Below are 16578 nucleotides of genomic sequence, written 5' to 3' on the forward strand. Positions count from 1 at the left end.
GAAGCCCCCCTCAAGATGAGATATCCCATTCTTTTAAGAAGTAAACCCCCTTGAAGACGACGAGGTAGATAGGGCAGAGGTGGAAGTGTGGTAACACATGGAGCTGACTGTTACTAATCGGGTGAGGGCTTGACCAAGAAGCAGGTCAGAATTGATTCAAGTGATTAACTATCAACAAAGCATGTATGTAGTTTTTAAGGTACAAACCTTAAATGGCCCAGTGGCTCAGTTGGTTAGAGCGCCGCCCTGTCACGGCGGAGGTCGAGAGTTCGAGTCTCTTCTGGGTCGTTCATATTTGGGGTCTTAGCTCAGCTGGGAGAGCATCTGCCTTACAAGCAGAGGGTCATAGGTTCGAGCCCTATAGGCCCCATTTTTGAACAAATAATTGAATATGCGGGTATGGTGGAATAGGCAGACACAAGAGACTTAAAATCTCTCGGGGGCAACTCCGTGCCGGTTCAAGTCCGGCTACCCGCAGTATTAAGAAGGTTCCTTGAAAAGAGGAGCTTTTTTTGTGCGAAAAAGTATGATCAAGAGTGAAAAAAATATTCCTAGTACATCAGTAGGGGATATTGACAAGGCTATCTATACATGATAGAATCCTCGCAGTTATGTATAATCCTGCAGAAAATTACTTGTTAATTATAGCATTCTGTTCCGATTATCTTATCAGATCCGGGCTCTCAGAACGTATGAACCAGTGCATTCGACGTTACAGCGTATTTTATGACGGGCAATAAGTTTCTCATGCACAGAAATTATGCATGGTGTGACACACTCTGGGATTCCAGAGACTCTGCACTCCGGTACTTCATGTCCTGAGTTGCTTTCTTTCGATATAATAATTTATTGGATTGCTATAATTTTCTGAATTGTTGTAGAAAAAATATTCGCATTACTTACGGAAAACAGTAAACTGCAGCAGGAGCTTTTTTGATAGCAGGAGCTATTAAGGCTATGTATGATACCAGAAGATATTTTCAGAGAAAATTATATATAGAAAATAGAACACGAATATATAGAACACGAAATATAAGGAGAAATTGAAAATGCTGAATCAGTTTTCAAGAACAGAATTATTAATTGGAAAAGAAGGAATGGAGAAGCTGAAGAATTCCAGAGTTGCCGTATTTGGAATCGGTGGCGTTGGCGGATATACCGTAGAGGCACTTGTTCGAAGCGGTGTGGGTACACTGGATCTGATCGATGATGATAAAGTATGCCTTACGAACATTAACCGTCAGATTTATGCAACCAGAAAAACTGTTGGCAAATATAAGGTAGATGTGGCGCGCGACCGTATTCTGGAGATCAATCCGGATGCAGTCGTAAATATCCATAAGACTTTTTATGTACCGGAGACAGCAGATTCCTTTGATTTTTCGCAGTATGATTATATTGTGGATGCTATTGACACAGTAACCGGCAAGCTGATGCTGGTAGAGCAGGCCAAGGCTTCCGGAACCCCTATCATCAGCTCCATGGGAGCCGGAAATAAAATGGATCCGACAGGCTTTATGGTGACAGACATTTATAAGACATCTGTCTGCCCGTTGGCAAAAGTTATGCGCCGTGAGCTGAAAAAGCGTGGAATTAAGAAGCTGAAGGTCGTATATTCACAGGAGAAACCAATGACACCAATCGATGATATGGCAATCAGCTGCAAGTCACATTGCATCTGCCCTCCTGGAACAGCCAGAAAATGCACACAGCGCCGCCAGGTGCCGGGAAGTAATGCTTTTGTACCGTCAGTGGTAGGTCTGATCATTGCAGGAGAGGTTGTAAAAGATCTGATCAAATAAGAATATGTATGAAACGGATACTATGTATTTATTGCGTAGTATCCTTTTTTATTTTATGGTAGAATATTTTTAGATGAAAGAGAAATACCATCAATTTCAAAAAAATCGTCTGTATCAGATTCATAAATAAAAGAAAAGGACATATCAATTATGGGGATCGTTGAAAAATTTATTAAAGAGGGCCAGCTAAAACAGGACGAATATCCACAGCTTCTGAAGCTGTATAAAGATCCGGAGACTGTAGAACTGCTCCGGCAGGAGGCTGTCCGAATCCAGAAGAAATATTTTGGAAATAAAATATATACAAGAGGGCTGGTAGAGTTTACCAATTACTGCAGAAATGACTGTTATTACTGTGGAATCAGGCGCTCCAACACCAACGCTGTGCGCTATCGCCTGACAAAAGATGAAATCCTTAAGTGCTGTGAAAATGGACATGAGCTGGGCTTCCGGACATTTGTGCTCCAGGGAGGAGAAGATCCCTGGTTTAATGATGAAAGAATGGCGGATATTATAAGCTCCATCAAACGAAGCTATCCGGATTGTGCGATCACATTATCTATCGGAGAAAAATCAAAAGAAAGTTATCGGAAATTTAAGGAGGCAGGTGCAGACCGCTATCTTCTCCGGCATGAAACTGCGAATGAAGATCATTACCGTTACCTGCATCCGGAAAATCTCAGTCTCGCCAACAGAAAGCAGTGCCTTTATGATCTGAAAGAACTTGGCTATCAGATCGGCGCCGGATTTATGGTGGGAGCACCGGGACAGACCCTGGAACATCTGGCAGAGGATCTTGTTTTTCTGAAAGAATTAAATCCGCATATGGTAGGAATCGGGCCGTTTATTCCGCATCATGATACGAAATTTGCAGAGGAAGAACCGGGAAGCGTGGAGCTGACACTTTTCCTTCTGTCTGTACTCCGGATCATGCTTCCACAGGTACTTCTTCCGGCAACCACAGCACTGGGAACCCTGGATCCCCGGGGCAGGGAGAAAGGCTTTCTGGCAGGGGCAAATGTTGTGATGCCTAATCTGTCACCGGTGAAGAACCGGAAGCAGTATGAGCTTTACGATAATAAAATCTGTACAGGTGAGGAGGCCGCGGAATGCAGGGGCTGTCTTTCCAGAAGGGTGCAATCTGTGGGGTACGAGATCGTTACAGACAGAGGCGATTCACCGATGCTGCAGCCATAGCAGTAAAATACGGATTGAAATCATAACACAGGCAAATAAATTTACACACAGAGACTTCCATTTTCAGGAGATATACGTTAAAATACGAATAGGATCAGATTGACATAATAATATCAAAGATATGTCAGGAGCTGATCAGAAATGAGCAGATTTTTTTCCGCAGGCGGAGAAAGCGGAAAAAGCAGCAACGAAACAACAATGGAGTGCGTAAAATATGGAAAAAACAGAAAGTGCTGTGCGGAGCAGACTTCTGGAAGCCGGTAAAGAGGAATTCAGGGACAAAGGGTTTCTGAAAGCCTCTCTTCGTGCCATCTGCAAAAAAGCAGATGTGACTACGGGAGCTTTGTATTTCTTTTTTGAAAGCAAAGCAGCTCTTTTTGAGAAGATCGTGGAGGAAACGGTCGGAGAAATGGAGCAGATAGCCGGGAAACTGACAGATTCCCAAAACGAAGAGCAGACGATATCAGAAGAATACGACCAGCTTTTTATGGAATTCGTCTGGGAAAACAGAGATATTGCGAGAATTCTCATGGAAGGTGCAGAAGGAACCAGATATGAAAATTTCTGGGAGGACACCTGCACAAAAATGGAACAGCTTCTTCAGGAGAATTTCCGGAAAAAATGCGGAAAAGAAGCAGATAATGATCTGGTACATATCCTGATTGGAATGAAGATGCAGGGCTACAGAGAACTGCTTAAGGGAAATTATTCCAGGGAAAAACTTCTGGAGCTTTCCAGAATGTTAAAGCGCTGTTCAGATCAGAGTATTCAGACTGTGGCAGAAGAAATCAAGAAAAAATGATAAAGACCTGGCAGCAAAAGCTGTCAGGCTTTTTTTTCTCGGAAAACCATTGCCCAATCAATGAAAGTATGCTATGATTAACTTGGTTAGTTTGAACAAACCGCGGGAGGTGTAAATAGCATGAGATCAAATGAATCATCAGAAGATTATCTGGAAACCATATTGATTCTGGGAAACAGGAGCTCACTTGTGAGAGCGGTGGATATAGCGGCTGAGATGGGGTTTAAGAAGCCGAGCGTCAGTGTTGCCATGAAGAACCTGCGTCAGAAGAATCTGATCACAGTTGCAGATAACGGAGATATCCGTCTGACTGAGGAAGGTCATAAGATCGCAGATAAGGTATACGAACGTCATCAGCTGATCTCTTCCTGGCTGATCATGCTGGGAGTCCAGGAAAAAACAGCTCTTCACGATGCCTGCAGGATCGAGCATATCATCAGCGAGGAGAGCTTTGAGGCGCTGAAAAAGGCGGTTCACGAGCTGAGAGAGCAGGAGAATGCAGCGAAGGAAAAAGCTGTGAGTGAAGCCTGAACAGATGAAAAAAAAGACAACAGGAATTGACAACAGAAAAAATAAGAATATAATGGAAATCCAGGTTATAAAATGGAGGACACAAAAAGATGAAATTACTTTTTATACGACATGGAGACCCGGATTATACAATAGATTCCCTGACAGAGAAGGGCTGGAAAGAGGCGGAATTTCTTTCCGAAAAGATCGCTGCGCTTGATGTCAGGGATTTTTATGTCTCGCCTCTTGGAAGAGCGAAGGATACTGCTTCCTGTACTTTAAAAAAGACGGGAAGAACAGCGACAGAATGTAAGTGGCTGCGGGAGTTTGATGTCCAGATCCGAAGACCCGACAGAAACGGGGAAAAGATCATCCCGTGGGACTGGCTTCCGCAGGACTGGACGAAGGTTGAGAACTTTTACAGCTTTGACAGCTGGTGGGATAATGATATCCTTAAAGAAGGCCATATGAAGGAAGAATATGACTGGGTAACCAAAAACTTTGACAAGGTTCTGGCTGAGCATGGTTATGTCCGTGAAGGGCATTACTACAGAGCCGAGAAAGCGAACGAGGATACCCTTGTTTTCTTCTGCCATTTTGGAGTAAGCTGTGTGCTGATCAGTTATCTTCTCAGTATTTCTCCACTGGTAATGCTGCAGAATTTCTGTGCTGCACCGTCTTCTGTAAGCACGATCGTAACAGAAGAGCGCAGAAAGGGCATCGCCTCTTTCCGTATGAGTTCTTTCGGAGATATCTCACATCTGTATGCACACCAGGAGCCTCCGGCTTTTGCTGCCAGATTCTGTGAGACATACGATAATAAGGAACAGAGACACGACTGACGCGTGCAAATGAATATTCTCAAAATTATAAGAAAGTTCCCGGTTTAATATCGGGGGCTTTTTTTGTAGTTCACATAGTATTTCGAGAATATTTTGAAAAAAAGAGAAATGTAACACTATATCAGAAAGAATATAAAATATATGAGAATAATAATGAAAAAGAAGATGACATATGCTATAATTGTTCAAAAATAACATATGGAAGGAGAAAAAGTATGAAAAGAAGGGGCAGGCAGTTTCTGGCCATTTTGTTGGCGGTCCTGATGATTTTGCCTATGGACAGTTTTTCTGTTCTGGCTATGGAATCAGAACAGATGACGGAATGGCAGGATGATATGTCGGATGGAGATGTATTTTCGGATACTTCGGAAGAAGAAAATGAAACTGTGCAGGAATCCGCTGATGTGTCGTCAGATGAAACAGAGGAAACGTATATACCTGAGACGGAGGTATCGGAACCACAGCAGGAGGAAAGTTCAGCGGAAGTAACTCCGGAAGCAGAAAATCCGGAAATTGAGGAGCTGGAAACAGAGGAGGAAAAATCCGAGCCAGAAGAAGAAATTATTGAGGAGCCCGGGAATTCGGACACTGAAAATGAGAGCCAGGAGCTTACACTGGACAGTGAAGAGACAGAAGAAAAAACGGAAGCTCTTGAAAGCGAAAATGAGATAGCAGTTTTTTCAGATGATACCCAGTGGACGGGAAAAGGGACAGAGGATGAACCTTATGAGATCAGTACAGAGGCAGATCTTAGGAAAATGTCTCAGTTAACTCAGTCCGCATCACTTGGTGGATATTTTATTCTGAAAAATGATATTGCCCTTACAGAAACATGGATTCCAGTTGGAAAAGACGGAAACAACTGTTTTAAGGGCGTTTTTGATGGAAATAATTTTACTGTCAGTAATGTGCAGACCGATTCTGTAAAAGGATATGCTGGCTTTTTCGGATATAATTCAGGAACTGTGAGAAATCTCAGTATTCAGGGAAATCTGAATGTTAACGGAATAGCTGGTCTTCTTATCGGTTATAACAAAGGAACAGTAGAAAACTGCCGGACAGAAGGAAGCGTAACTTCTTCGTCTGATGGTGGAGGAATTATAGGAGAGAATGCAGGTACAGTTAAAAACAGTACAGCGTCTGTAACAGTAACCGGTAATGGTAATGCAGGCGGGTTCATGGGGGAAAATTATGGAACAGTAAGTGGCTGTGGAGCACTTGGAAATGTAAGCGGTCAAAATGGAGAAAACGGTGGATTTGTAGGATACAACACTGCAAAAATCGAAAATTGTTATGCAAGAGGAACCGTATCCGGTTCGGGTAATACAGGAGGATTTCTTGGAAGATCGGAAAGAGTTTCAGTGAAATACTGTTATGCATCGGGTACAGTTAATGATAATACAGGTAAAGGATTCGGTGGATATTTTTATCAGTGTGGGCCGAAATTCTGTTATTATAATTCAGCTAATACAGGAAACCGTGAGGGAATTCCGGTAACATTACAGAAATTAAAAGACCAGAATACGTATTATGGCTGGGATTTTGAGCATGTATGGACAATGGATGAAAACAGTTATCCGGCAATTGATTTTCGGGGAGAAGCGGGAGCTGTTGAGATTGAAGGTGACGGAAGTGAGGTAGATCCTTATCTTATAAAAACAGAAAATCAGCTGCAGGCACTCTGTGCCGGTGAGTTACCGCTGAAAGGACGTAATTATTATGTCCTTGCTAACGATATTGTGCTGACAGGTGAGAACTGGACTCCGGTTGGCGGAAATAACATGGATGCTTTTGGAGGAGTTTTTGATGGACAGGGCCATACGATCAGTGGATTGAAGCTTTCAGGAAGAAATGAAAGATATACAGGCCTTTTCGGGGAAAACAATGGTACAATCTGTAATCTGACAGTAGCAGGAAATATTGAGGCCGTTTCTGAGGCAGGAATTCTGGCAGGCTGTAATAATGGACGGATTGAAAACTGCTCTGTTTCCGGTACGGTTTCTTCAACAGGAAGCCATGGAGGAATGGTCGGTCTGAACAGTAATAAAGGTGTGATCGAGAATAGTACTGCTTCTGCTGAAATTTCGGGAACCGGTGAAGCAGGAGGCTTTGTGGGCAGTAATCAGGGAACTATCCGCTATAGTGGTGCTGCCGGAAAGGTATCAGGAAGTACTGAATACGCAGGAGGTTTTACCGGATATCACAGCGGAACTATCGAGAACTGTTATGCATGGGGAAAAGTATCCGGAAGCAATACATCTGGAGGCTTTGCGGGAAGAGCCTACAATGGTTCCATTAAATTCTGCTATGCACTTGGAATGGTAAATGATAATGCCGGAGCAGGTTTTGTAAATGATAGATATTACAGCAGTATTCGTTTTTGCTATTATAATGCTTCCAACACAGGAAATCGACAGGGAATTCCAATGACCGTGCAGAAGCTGAAAAAACAGGAAACATATACAAGCTGGGATTTTGAACATATATGGGCTCTGGGAGAAAAAGGATATCCTGTGATCAGCTTAAGAGAAGAAGCAGGTGAGATAGAGATTGAAGGAGATGGAAGTGAAGAAGATCCTTATCAGATTGTAACAGAGAAACAGCTGGAAGCTCTGGCTGTCGGAACACTTCCGCTAAAAGGAAAGAATTATTATGTTCTTGGCAATGATATTACATTGAGCAGTGAGAACTGGACACCCATCGGCGGAAATGATACGGATGTCTTCTGTGGGATTTTTGATGGACAGGGTCATACGATCAGTGGACTTAAAATTTCAGGAAGAGGTGAGGTATACACAGGACTTTTCGGGGCAAATACAGGAACAATCCGGAATCTTAATGTCTCCGGAAAAGTAGAGGCGGAGTCATTTGCAGGAATTTTACTTGGGCAGAATAAAGGAAAAATCGAAAATTGTACAGTATCCGGGGCTGTGGAATCTTTAGGAACACATGGTGGACTTATCGGAATAAACGAAGAAAATGCAGTAATAGAAGACTGTATATCAGATGTAACTGTTACAGGAAATGGTGAAGCAGGAGGTTTTGCAGGCAGCAATAACGGAACAATCCGTTACAGTGGGGCCCGGGGAAAAGTATCCGGAAGCAGAGAAGATACCGGAGGTTTTGTAGGATATAACAACCGGAATATTGAAAACAGTTATGCAAGGGGAAAGGTATCCGGAACCGGAAATACTGGAGGCTTTTGCGGAAGAAATTATTATGGAAAAATTACATATTGCTATTCGTCAGGAAATGTAAATGACAATACCGGAGGTGGTTTTGTAGGCAGCAGATATTCAGATGTGATCCGATTCTGTTATTTTAATTCTGCGAATACGGGAAACCGCGATGGAATTCCGGCAACAACACAGAAGCTGAAAAAACAGGAAACCTATTCCGGCTGGGATTTTTCCCATATATGGACAATGTCGGAAAACAGTTATCCGGTAATTCAGCGTCAGGGAGAGCTTGAAGAGATAGAGATTGCCGGAGACGGAAGTGAAGAAAATCCGTATGTTATTACAACAGAAGCGCAGTTGCAGGCTCTTACGGAGAACAGGCTTCCGGTAAACGGAAATTATTATTATATTCTGGGAAACGATATTACTCTGAGCAGTGAAAACTGGACACCTGTTGGCGGAAATGGAACAGATTCTTTCGGGGGAGTTTTTGATGGACAGGGATATACAATTCGTGGCCTCAAAATTTCCGGAAGAGGAAATTTGGATGCAGGTCTGTTTGGCAGTAATGAGGGAACAATTCGAAATCTGAAGGTGGAAGGAAGTGTGGAAAATACTTCCAATGCCGGAATCCTTGCAGGTCGCAATAAAGGAAGAATTGAAAACTGTTCTGTATCCGGAAATGTGTCTTCAACAGAAACACATGGAGGTCTTGTCGGCATAAATGAACAAAATGCAACAATAGAAAAATGCCAGGCAGACGTGACTGTAGAAGGAAGTGGGATAGCAGGCGGCTTCGTCGGAAGTAACAACGGAACGATTCAATACTGTAGTGCTACAGGAAAAGTATCGGGAAGCAGAGAAGATGCCGGAGGTTTCATAGGATATAATCAGGGAGTTGTTCGAAACAGTTATTCCTGGGGACGTGTATCCGGAACCGGAAATACCGGAGGTTTTGTCGGCAGAGAATATTATGGCAGCATGTATTTCTGTTACAGTGTCGGAATGACCAATGATAATAAAGGTGCAGGACTGGTAGGATACCGATACTCGGATAAAGTAAGATTCTGCTATTATAATGCGGCAAATACCGGAAACAGAGAAGGTATTCCTCTGTTAACGGCAAAATTAAAAGAAAAATCTTCTTACACAGGCTGGGATTTTGAACACATCTGGAATATCGGTGAAAAAGGATATCCGGTAATTGATTTGCGGGGAGAAGAAGAGGAGATCGAGATCAGTGGAGATGGAAGTGAGGAAAATCCTTATGTAATCAAAACAGAAGCTCAACTGCAGGCGCTGACAGAAGGAAAACTTCCTCTTGCAGGAAAAAATTACTATGTGCTTGGAAATGACATTGAACTTTCCAGCGGAAACTGGACGCCTGTCGGAGGTAATGGAGCAGATGCTTTTGAAGGCTTCTTTGACGGAAAAGGATATACAATTCAGGGACTTAAAATTTCCGGAAGGTCAGAAGAGAATACAGGATTTTTTGGAATAAATAAAGGAGAGATCCGTAACCTGAATATTTCAGGTACTGTAGAAGCAAGCTCAAATACGGGAATTCTTGTGGGAAGTAACAGGGGAATCCTAGAAAACTGTAAGACATCCGGATCAGTGAGTTCACAGGGAAATCATGGCGGACTTGTGGGAATGAATGAGAATACTGGAGTTGTCAGACACTGCAGCAGCCAGGCAAATATAAGTGGTAAGGGAACTGGGGGAGGTCTGGCCGGGTATAATAACGGACAGATTACAGAGAGTTTTGCAACAGGAACTGTTACTGAAGGCAGTGAGGTTGGAGGTCTTGCTGGAGACAATTATTATGGAACTATTGAAAATTCATTTGCAAGAGGTAATGTCACAGGTAATACTGCCGGAGGTCTTGTTGGAAGATACTATTATGGAAAAATAATAAACTGTTATTCCACGGGAAAAGCAAATGAAGGAACTGGCGGAGGCCTGATCGGAAGCAGTTATGGAACAGTAACGAATTCCTATTACTGCAGCACTACAAGTTTCTGTAAAGATACAGATAAGGGAACACCTCTTTCAAGAGAAAAAATGAGAACAGAGGGAAATTATGAAGGCTGGGATTTCTCAGAAACCTGGGGAATTTACAGTACAATCAATAATGGATATCCGTTCCTTCTGTGGGAAATTGAAAATAAAACAGAAGTAACCAATACTTCTTTCTGGTATGAAGTCGGGGAAAGCAAAAAAGGTTTTGCAAAAATGAATCAGGATATGCAGATCTACCTGACAGCAGAAAATATGAAAACTGTAAAATATCATATTACCTATGTGCAGTCTCAGGAAACCAGAACCATGGATGTTGTGGCTGAATACAACGAAAAGGAGCAGGCATTTAAGGGAACATTCCATATTGATGAGGATATGCAGGAGATTTCGGCTTTATCTGCAACTGTGACTAATAATGCAGGAGAAGAAAATGTCATAAATTTTGACAGCTCATATAATTATCAGATACCGCTCAAAATAGAGGGACTTTTGAATGTGAAGATTCCTGCTGAATTTGTCAAAGATGGCAAAATGAGTCTTCAGCTGAAAAATTCTTATGGAAGTTCAGTGGTTAAAATGTCAATGGACGGAAAAACAGAATTTACGATCCCGGCACTTGAGACTGGAATTTATAAGGCAGAGCTGTATGCGGGAAATATGAAATATGCAGAAAGATCCGGAATTAAAATCGTTCAGGGTCAGACAACGCTGGAAGATTTTTCAGACCTGAGTGCTGTAGCAGATGTTGCAGTGGAGTTTTATGCAGAGGGAAGAAAGGTTTCCAGTGATGATTTTACATTGAATTTCTATGATAAGACAGAAGGGAAAGACCGACTTCTGGAAAAGGGTACAGAACTGAAATATCTGGCAGCAGGAGATAAGATCGGATATTCTCTGGAACTTACCGGAAATGGAAAGCGAAAATATCGGGTAGATGATACGATTTATGAAAAAACGCTGAATGAAGGACTGAATGTAATACAGTTCCAGCTGAAACCATTTCATAATACAACCTGCGAAATATCTGCGGTTAATCAGGTATCCGGAAATCCGCTGCCAGGTGTTTATGTGTCAGTATCACAGAAACTGAATGGGGTTTATTCCAGACAAACTTCAGGAATTACCAATGCATCCGGAAAATGTACGCTGGAGGTTGCTGATGAGAAAGCTGAGGTTGTTGTATCAAAAACCGGTTATGAAACGCAGCGTTTAACTTTAAGTGAACAGGAACTGGGAAAAGGATTGAATCTGGAAGTAGAACCGTTAAGTGGTATTGTGGAATTCGACCTTTCCTATGAAAAAAATGTTCTGGCATCTTCGTCAAGGAGTTCAGAAAAGGATGTTCTCAAACCTTTAGAGGTAACGCTGATCCGTGATAAGACCAAAACAAAATCAAAATTGTCCATGAAGGACTGGCCGAGAGTATATGTAGATGGATCCGGATGGAATCCAGGAGAAACATTTACGGCAGAGATCAAGACAGATCAGTGTGGAACGCAGACCATTACAACAAGTGTCAATACATTTGGAAATCTTTATTTTTCAGGGGTATTTAAAGGCAGAGGATCACTGATGGTTTCTGTTGAATGGGAAAAAGGTCTGACTTCAGGAACAAATAATCTGGCTTTATACGATAAAAAAGGAGACAGAGTCACACTTGTGACCAGTGGCAGCACCATGGTTACCATGGATAATCTCGAAAAAGGCACATATACTCTGGCTGCCGCAGATAAAGATGCAGGACTTGGAAATTATCAGACTTTGGGTGAGCTTCAAAAAGAAGATTCCATGAATGAAAAATATGTATCTTCAGAGGTTTCCATTATGGATGGAATTATACAGGAAACCGATGTTACGATACCGGCACCGGAAGTAAGCAGACAGCTGCTTGTTCGTGAGGAAAGTGGAATTCTGGTGAACAACAGTTATGCGAGGATCGGAGATTATATCCATGTACGTGCAAAATATGTTTTTAATGATGAAATGGGAATTTCCGGAAAAACAGTAACATTGGAAGTTCCTTCCGGTACAAAATTTGTAGAAAAATCTTTTACTGTAGATGGAAAACAGGAAAGTGTTGGGGTATCGGGAAATAAGCTTACCTGGAACACAGATAAAAAAGAGCTTCTGGTACGTTACAGTGTAAAGGTGCTTACTACAGTTACGGTAAGTGAACTGGAATTTTCAGGTTCTGTGGAATATGCATATGATACTGACAGAAGAACAGAACTTCTTGGAAAAGCTGCGGTACAGTTGAATGAACTTACAATTAATGTACCTGCACAGACCAATTATACAAACCTAATTGCAAATGGAATCGGGCCGAAAAATTCTTCTATTGAAATCTATGATGAAGGAATTCTTATTGGACAGACGACCTCAAATAAATACGGCGTGTATCGGGTAGCAGTAGAGCTGAATTCCGGAAGCAAAAATACGTTGCACCATCTGAAAGCGGCTACAAAAGAAGGAAAAGAATCTGAGACGGTGGAAGTTCAGTATGGAACCAGTACAGCATCTGTTCTGAAACTGGAGATTGGATACAATGGTGGAAATGTACTGGTTATTAATGACCCGACACAGGAAATTGCAAGCAGTACTATAAGCTATAATCCAACTTATCCGTTTTCGTTTAAGGCGTATTTTGACGATAACAGAACTGTAAATGATGTACAGATGCTCATTAGTCTGAAAAACGGAAATACTCTGGAAGTTCCGTTATATTATGATGAAGTGATGGATGTATGGATGGCATCACAGAAACTTAATTCCGGAGAAATTCCTGAAAGTTTTTCAATAGAGTTTCAGCCGATCGCATTTAACTATGGAGAGGTAACCGCTCTTCCATATGAAATCAGCAGTATTCAGAATGGTAAATTCTATGAACTTATAGGTGGAATTTCCGGCTATGAATCAGAAGTTACAATGGATGATTCCAGTCATACAAAACTCATGGCACTAAATGAGATACAGAAAGATGCCGCTTTTACACCGTCGGATACATATACATGTATTGATGTAGACGGCAGCAAAGTATACTTTGATCTGAAAGCAGATATGCAGTCAGTTGTCAGAAATGGTACAGAATATTTAACAACACAGTATTATATGTTACTGGATGACGGTACATATGTATTGTGCAGGAGAGGAATCGGTGTAAAAGGTTCCGTTTCTTCTGAGGCACTTTCGCTTTATGCAAAAGTAGATACAGGTGAAATCAAACAGGGAATAAAAGATATAAAGAATGCCAAAGAGGCTATGGATTATTTCAAACTTCTGGAAGAGACAAGTAACTATAAGTATGAAAAATCTGAGGCAAATAAAGCCATGGATGATATCATTGCCGAAGCAGAAAAATCCACGAATCCGCGTATCAGAAATAAAGCTATGGAGTGGAAGGCGAAGAAGGAACTGGTTGATCTTGCTGAACGGTTAGATACTGCCTATGATATGACTGATAAAGTGATCAGTAATGACAGTGCCGACAACGGTAATTATGATAAGATCTGGAAACAGGTTGCAAAAAAAATGCAGCAGACCAATCAGAGTATGAGAGACCTGAACAACAAAACCGCGCAGGAATGGATGAATGATGTATACGCGGACATTTTTAATGACGAAGAGTTTATGGATTACCTTATGGCAGATAAGACGGATAAGGAGAAAAAAGCGCTTCGTGACAGGATTAAAAAACTGAGAAAAAAATACAAAATTACCAATGCAAAGGTTATTGTAGATCCCAGTGGTTATGTATATGAAACATTCCCGGAAAATCGTCTGGAAGGTGTGACAGCAACCCTCTATTACGAAAATGATGAGGGAAATATGCAGGTATGGGATGCAGAAGAATATCAGCAGATCAATCCTCAGAAAACAGACAAAGAAGGAGCTTACGGATGGGATGTGCCGGAAGGACTCTGGCAGGTTTCCTACAGCAAAGAAGGATATGAAACAGTTAAATCAGAAAAGCTTGAAGTGCCACCTCCACAGTTGGATGTTAATATTGAAATGGTATCCAAAAACGGAGCCGCTATTGCAGGGCAGGCTGTAAATTACAACAGAATAACGATTGTTTTTGATAAATATATCCAGAAAGCTTCTCTTGGAAGTGCTGTGTTTGATCTTACACTGGGAGCTTCTCATTATGAAGTCATACCTGAAATCAAAACTTCTGATATAAAAAATTATAAAGGCGTAGAAGTTACCAAAAAAGCTGACCTGGTATTAAAAACAGGAAAACTTGTGGATGGAACTTATAAGTTACATATCGGAGAAGGTATTCAGACATATTCCGGTGTGATAAGCAAAGCTATGGATACAAGCTTTGTTTCGGCATCTTCCGAAGATGAACAGATCCGGACAATCAAGATCCCTGAAAAAGTTATCGTTATGCGAGGAGATGAGGAACTGTCCGATGGTGCACAGATACAGAGAAATGACAGAATTCTCATACAGGCTAAACCGGATGAGGGAGAAACACTGGAAACACTTACAGTAAATGGAGTATCGGTGAAAGACGGTGAATACTATACAGTTGCAGATGTGGATCTGATCATTGAAGCTGTATTTAAAAAACCTGAGATAACTTATACGATGTCATTTGACAGTGTGGGTGGAAGCAGAGTATCTGCAATTACCGGAATTTCCGGAAATACCCTGGTTTCCAGACCGGCCGATCCGACACGGGAATATTGTACGTTTGAGGGATGGTATACAGATCCGGAGTATCATACTGCATGGGATTTTTCCGGGGACAGAGTTACAGAAAACATGGTTCTTTACGCAAAATGGAAAAATAAAAACTGCAGTATTACTCTGAATAATAAAGAAAGTGATCTGTACATTGGTGAAACAATAAAACTGGAAGCAGATGTAGCAATAGAAGGAACAAAAACGGATGCGCTGAAAAAAATATGGTCTTCATCAGATAAGACAGTTGCGTCTGTCGCAGAAGATGGAACAGTTACTGCAAAAAATACAGGAACAGCTGTAATTACAGTTACAGTGGAAAACATGCCAGGTGCACAAGCAAAATGTCAGCTTACTGTTCGAAAAAGAAATCAGATTCTGGAAGGAACAGATCTTTACTCAAAAACATCAGGAGACAGAGGCTTTTATCTGGATATTACATTGAAGGAAGGAGATGGTGATCTCACTTATACTTCATCAGATAATTCCGTTGCTTCGGTATCCAGACTTGGAAGAGTTCTTGTAAAACATCCCGGAACTGCAGAAATCGTAGTATCTGCTTCGGAGACCAGGGAATATGATGCGGCAGAAAAAACGATTGTCATCAAAGTTACAAAAGGTGTGCAGACTTTGCAGGGAACAATGTCTTATACAGTGACAGCAGGCGAAAAGGCAATCCGTCTTGATACTTACCTGGAAGAAGGGGATGGAAATCTTTCTTATAAGTCATCAGATACACAGCTGATATCGGTAACAGAAAATGGCTTTGTCTATGGAAAGAAAAAGGGAACTGCAACTGTTACAGTAACAGCTTCTGAGACTGACAATTTTAAGAGTGCGGTTTTGAACATAAAGATTACAGTTGGTGCGCCAAAAGAATGCAAGCACAGTTACGGAGCATGGAAAACAGTGAAGGATGCAACCGTCTTTGCGGAAGGAAAGCGAGAAGCTGTATGCGTAATATGTGGAAACAAAAAAACTGAAAAAATTTCAAAACTTCCGAAAAAACTTAAGTTAAGTGTAACCAGCCTCACGTTAAAAGTGAAAAAGACAGCTGTAATTAAAGTTACACAGATTCAGAAAGGTGATTCTGTTCTTTCCTGGAGTGCATCAAATAAAAATGTGACAGTCAGCAAGCAGGGAAAAGTAACAGCAAATAAAGCAGGAACAGCTGTGATTACAGTGAAATTAAAGAGTGGAATTTCGGCGAAAGTGAATGTTAAAGTGCAGGATATCGTAGCTACAAAGATTTCGGTATCTCCATCAAAATTAACTCTTGCAAGGGGAAAGACAAAAAAACTGACAGTGAAAGTTCTTCCGGCAAACTGCACTCAGAAAACAACCTACAAAAGCTCTAATTCCAAAATTGTCACAGTAACTTCCGGTGGAATTGTAAAAGGGGTGAAAAAAGGTACAGCTAAAATTACCATACAGACAGGGAATAAAAAGACATACTGCACGGTAACTGTGAAATAAGCATTTTTTTCATGTTTCTTTATAAATTTTATAATTTTATTAGAAAATGTACAAATTTC

Annotated in this window: 7 protein-coding genes, 3 tRNA genes and 1 rRNA gene; all 11 read left to right on the forward strand. The window is 41.4% G+C overall.

Annotated elements, in window-relative coordinates; translation table 11 throughout:
• Nucleotides 1-137: ribosomal RNA gene (locus WMO28_RS09960) — 23S ribosomal RNA — on the forward strand; the annotation flags it as partial.
• A gap of 77 nt (nt 138-214) precedes the next feature.
• Nucleotides 215-288, forward strand: a tRNA-Asp gene (locus tag WMO28_RS09965).
• Between the two features lie 9 nt (nt 289-297).
• Nucleotides 298-370 (forward strand) — tRNA-Val (locus WMO28_RS09970).
• Between the two features lie 23 nt (nt 371-393).
• Nucleotides 394-477: transfer RNA gene (locus tag WMO28_RS09975), tRNA-Leu, on the forward strand.
• Between the two features lie 572 nt (nt 478-1049).
• A complete protein-coding gene (locus WMO28_RS09980; protein WP_349056884.1) occupies nt 1050-1802 on the forward strand; it encodes a tRNA threonylcarbamoyladenosine dehydratase in 753 nt (250 codons plus the stop codon).
• Nucleotides 1803-1952: 150 nt separating this feature from the next.
• Complete coding sequence (gene hydE / locus WMO28_RS09985) at nt 1953-2999, forward strand: [FeFe] hydrogenase H-cluster radical SAM maturase HydE (protein ID WP_349056886.1); 1047 nt, start codon at nt 1953-1955, stop codon at nt 2997-2999.
• Nucleotides 3000-3140: 141 nt separating this feature from the next.
• Nucleotides 3141-3263, forward strand: a complete 123-nt coding sequence (locus WMO28_RS09990; RefSeq protein WP_349056888.1) for a hypothetical protein — start codon at nt 3141-3143, stop codon at nt 3261-3263.
• Nucleotides 3214-3801 (forward strand): TetR family transcriptional regulator, encoded by a 588-nt coding sequence (locus tag WMO28_RS09995; RefSeq protein ID WP_178644614.1) that lies wholly within the window; start codon nt 3214-3216, stop codon nt 3799-3801. Before WMO28_RS09990 ends, WMO28_RS09995 begins: the two co-directional genes overlap by 50 nt.
• 120 nt (nt 3802-3921) lie before the next feature.
• Entirely contained in the window at nt 3922-4332 is a 411-nt protein-coding gene (locus tag WMO28_RS10000; protein WP_178644616.1) for a metal-dependent transcriptional regulator, read from the forward strand.
• Nucleotides 4333-4421: 89 nt separating this feature from the next.
• Entirely contained in the window at nt 4422-5153 is a 732-nt protein-coding gene (locus tag WMO28_RS10005) for a histidine phosphatase family protein (RefSeq protein ID WP_178644618.1), read from the forward strand.
• A gap of 215 nt (nt 5154-5368) precedes the next feature.
• Nucleotides 5369-16519: a GLUG motif-containing protein gene (locus WMO28_RS10010; RefSeq protein ID WP_349056889.1), complete on the forward strand. Its 11151-nt coding sequence runs from the start codon at nt 5369-5371 to the stop codon at nt 16517-16519.
• Nucleotides 16520-16578 lie beyond the last annotated feature (59 nt).

The sequence above is a fragment of the Blautia aquisgranensis genome (assembly GCF_040096615.1).
Lineage (GTDB): Bacteria > Bacillota > Clostridia > Lachnospirales > Lachnospiraceae > Blautia_A > Blautia_A aquisgranensis.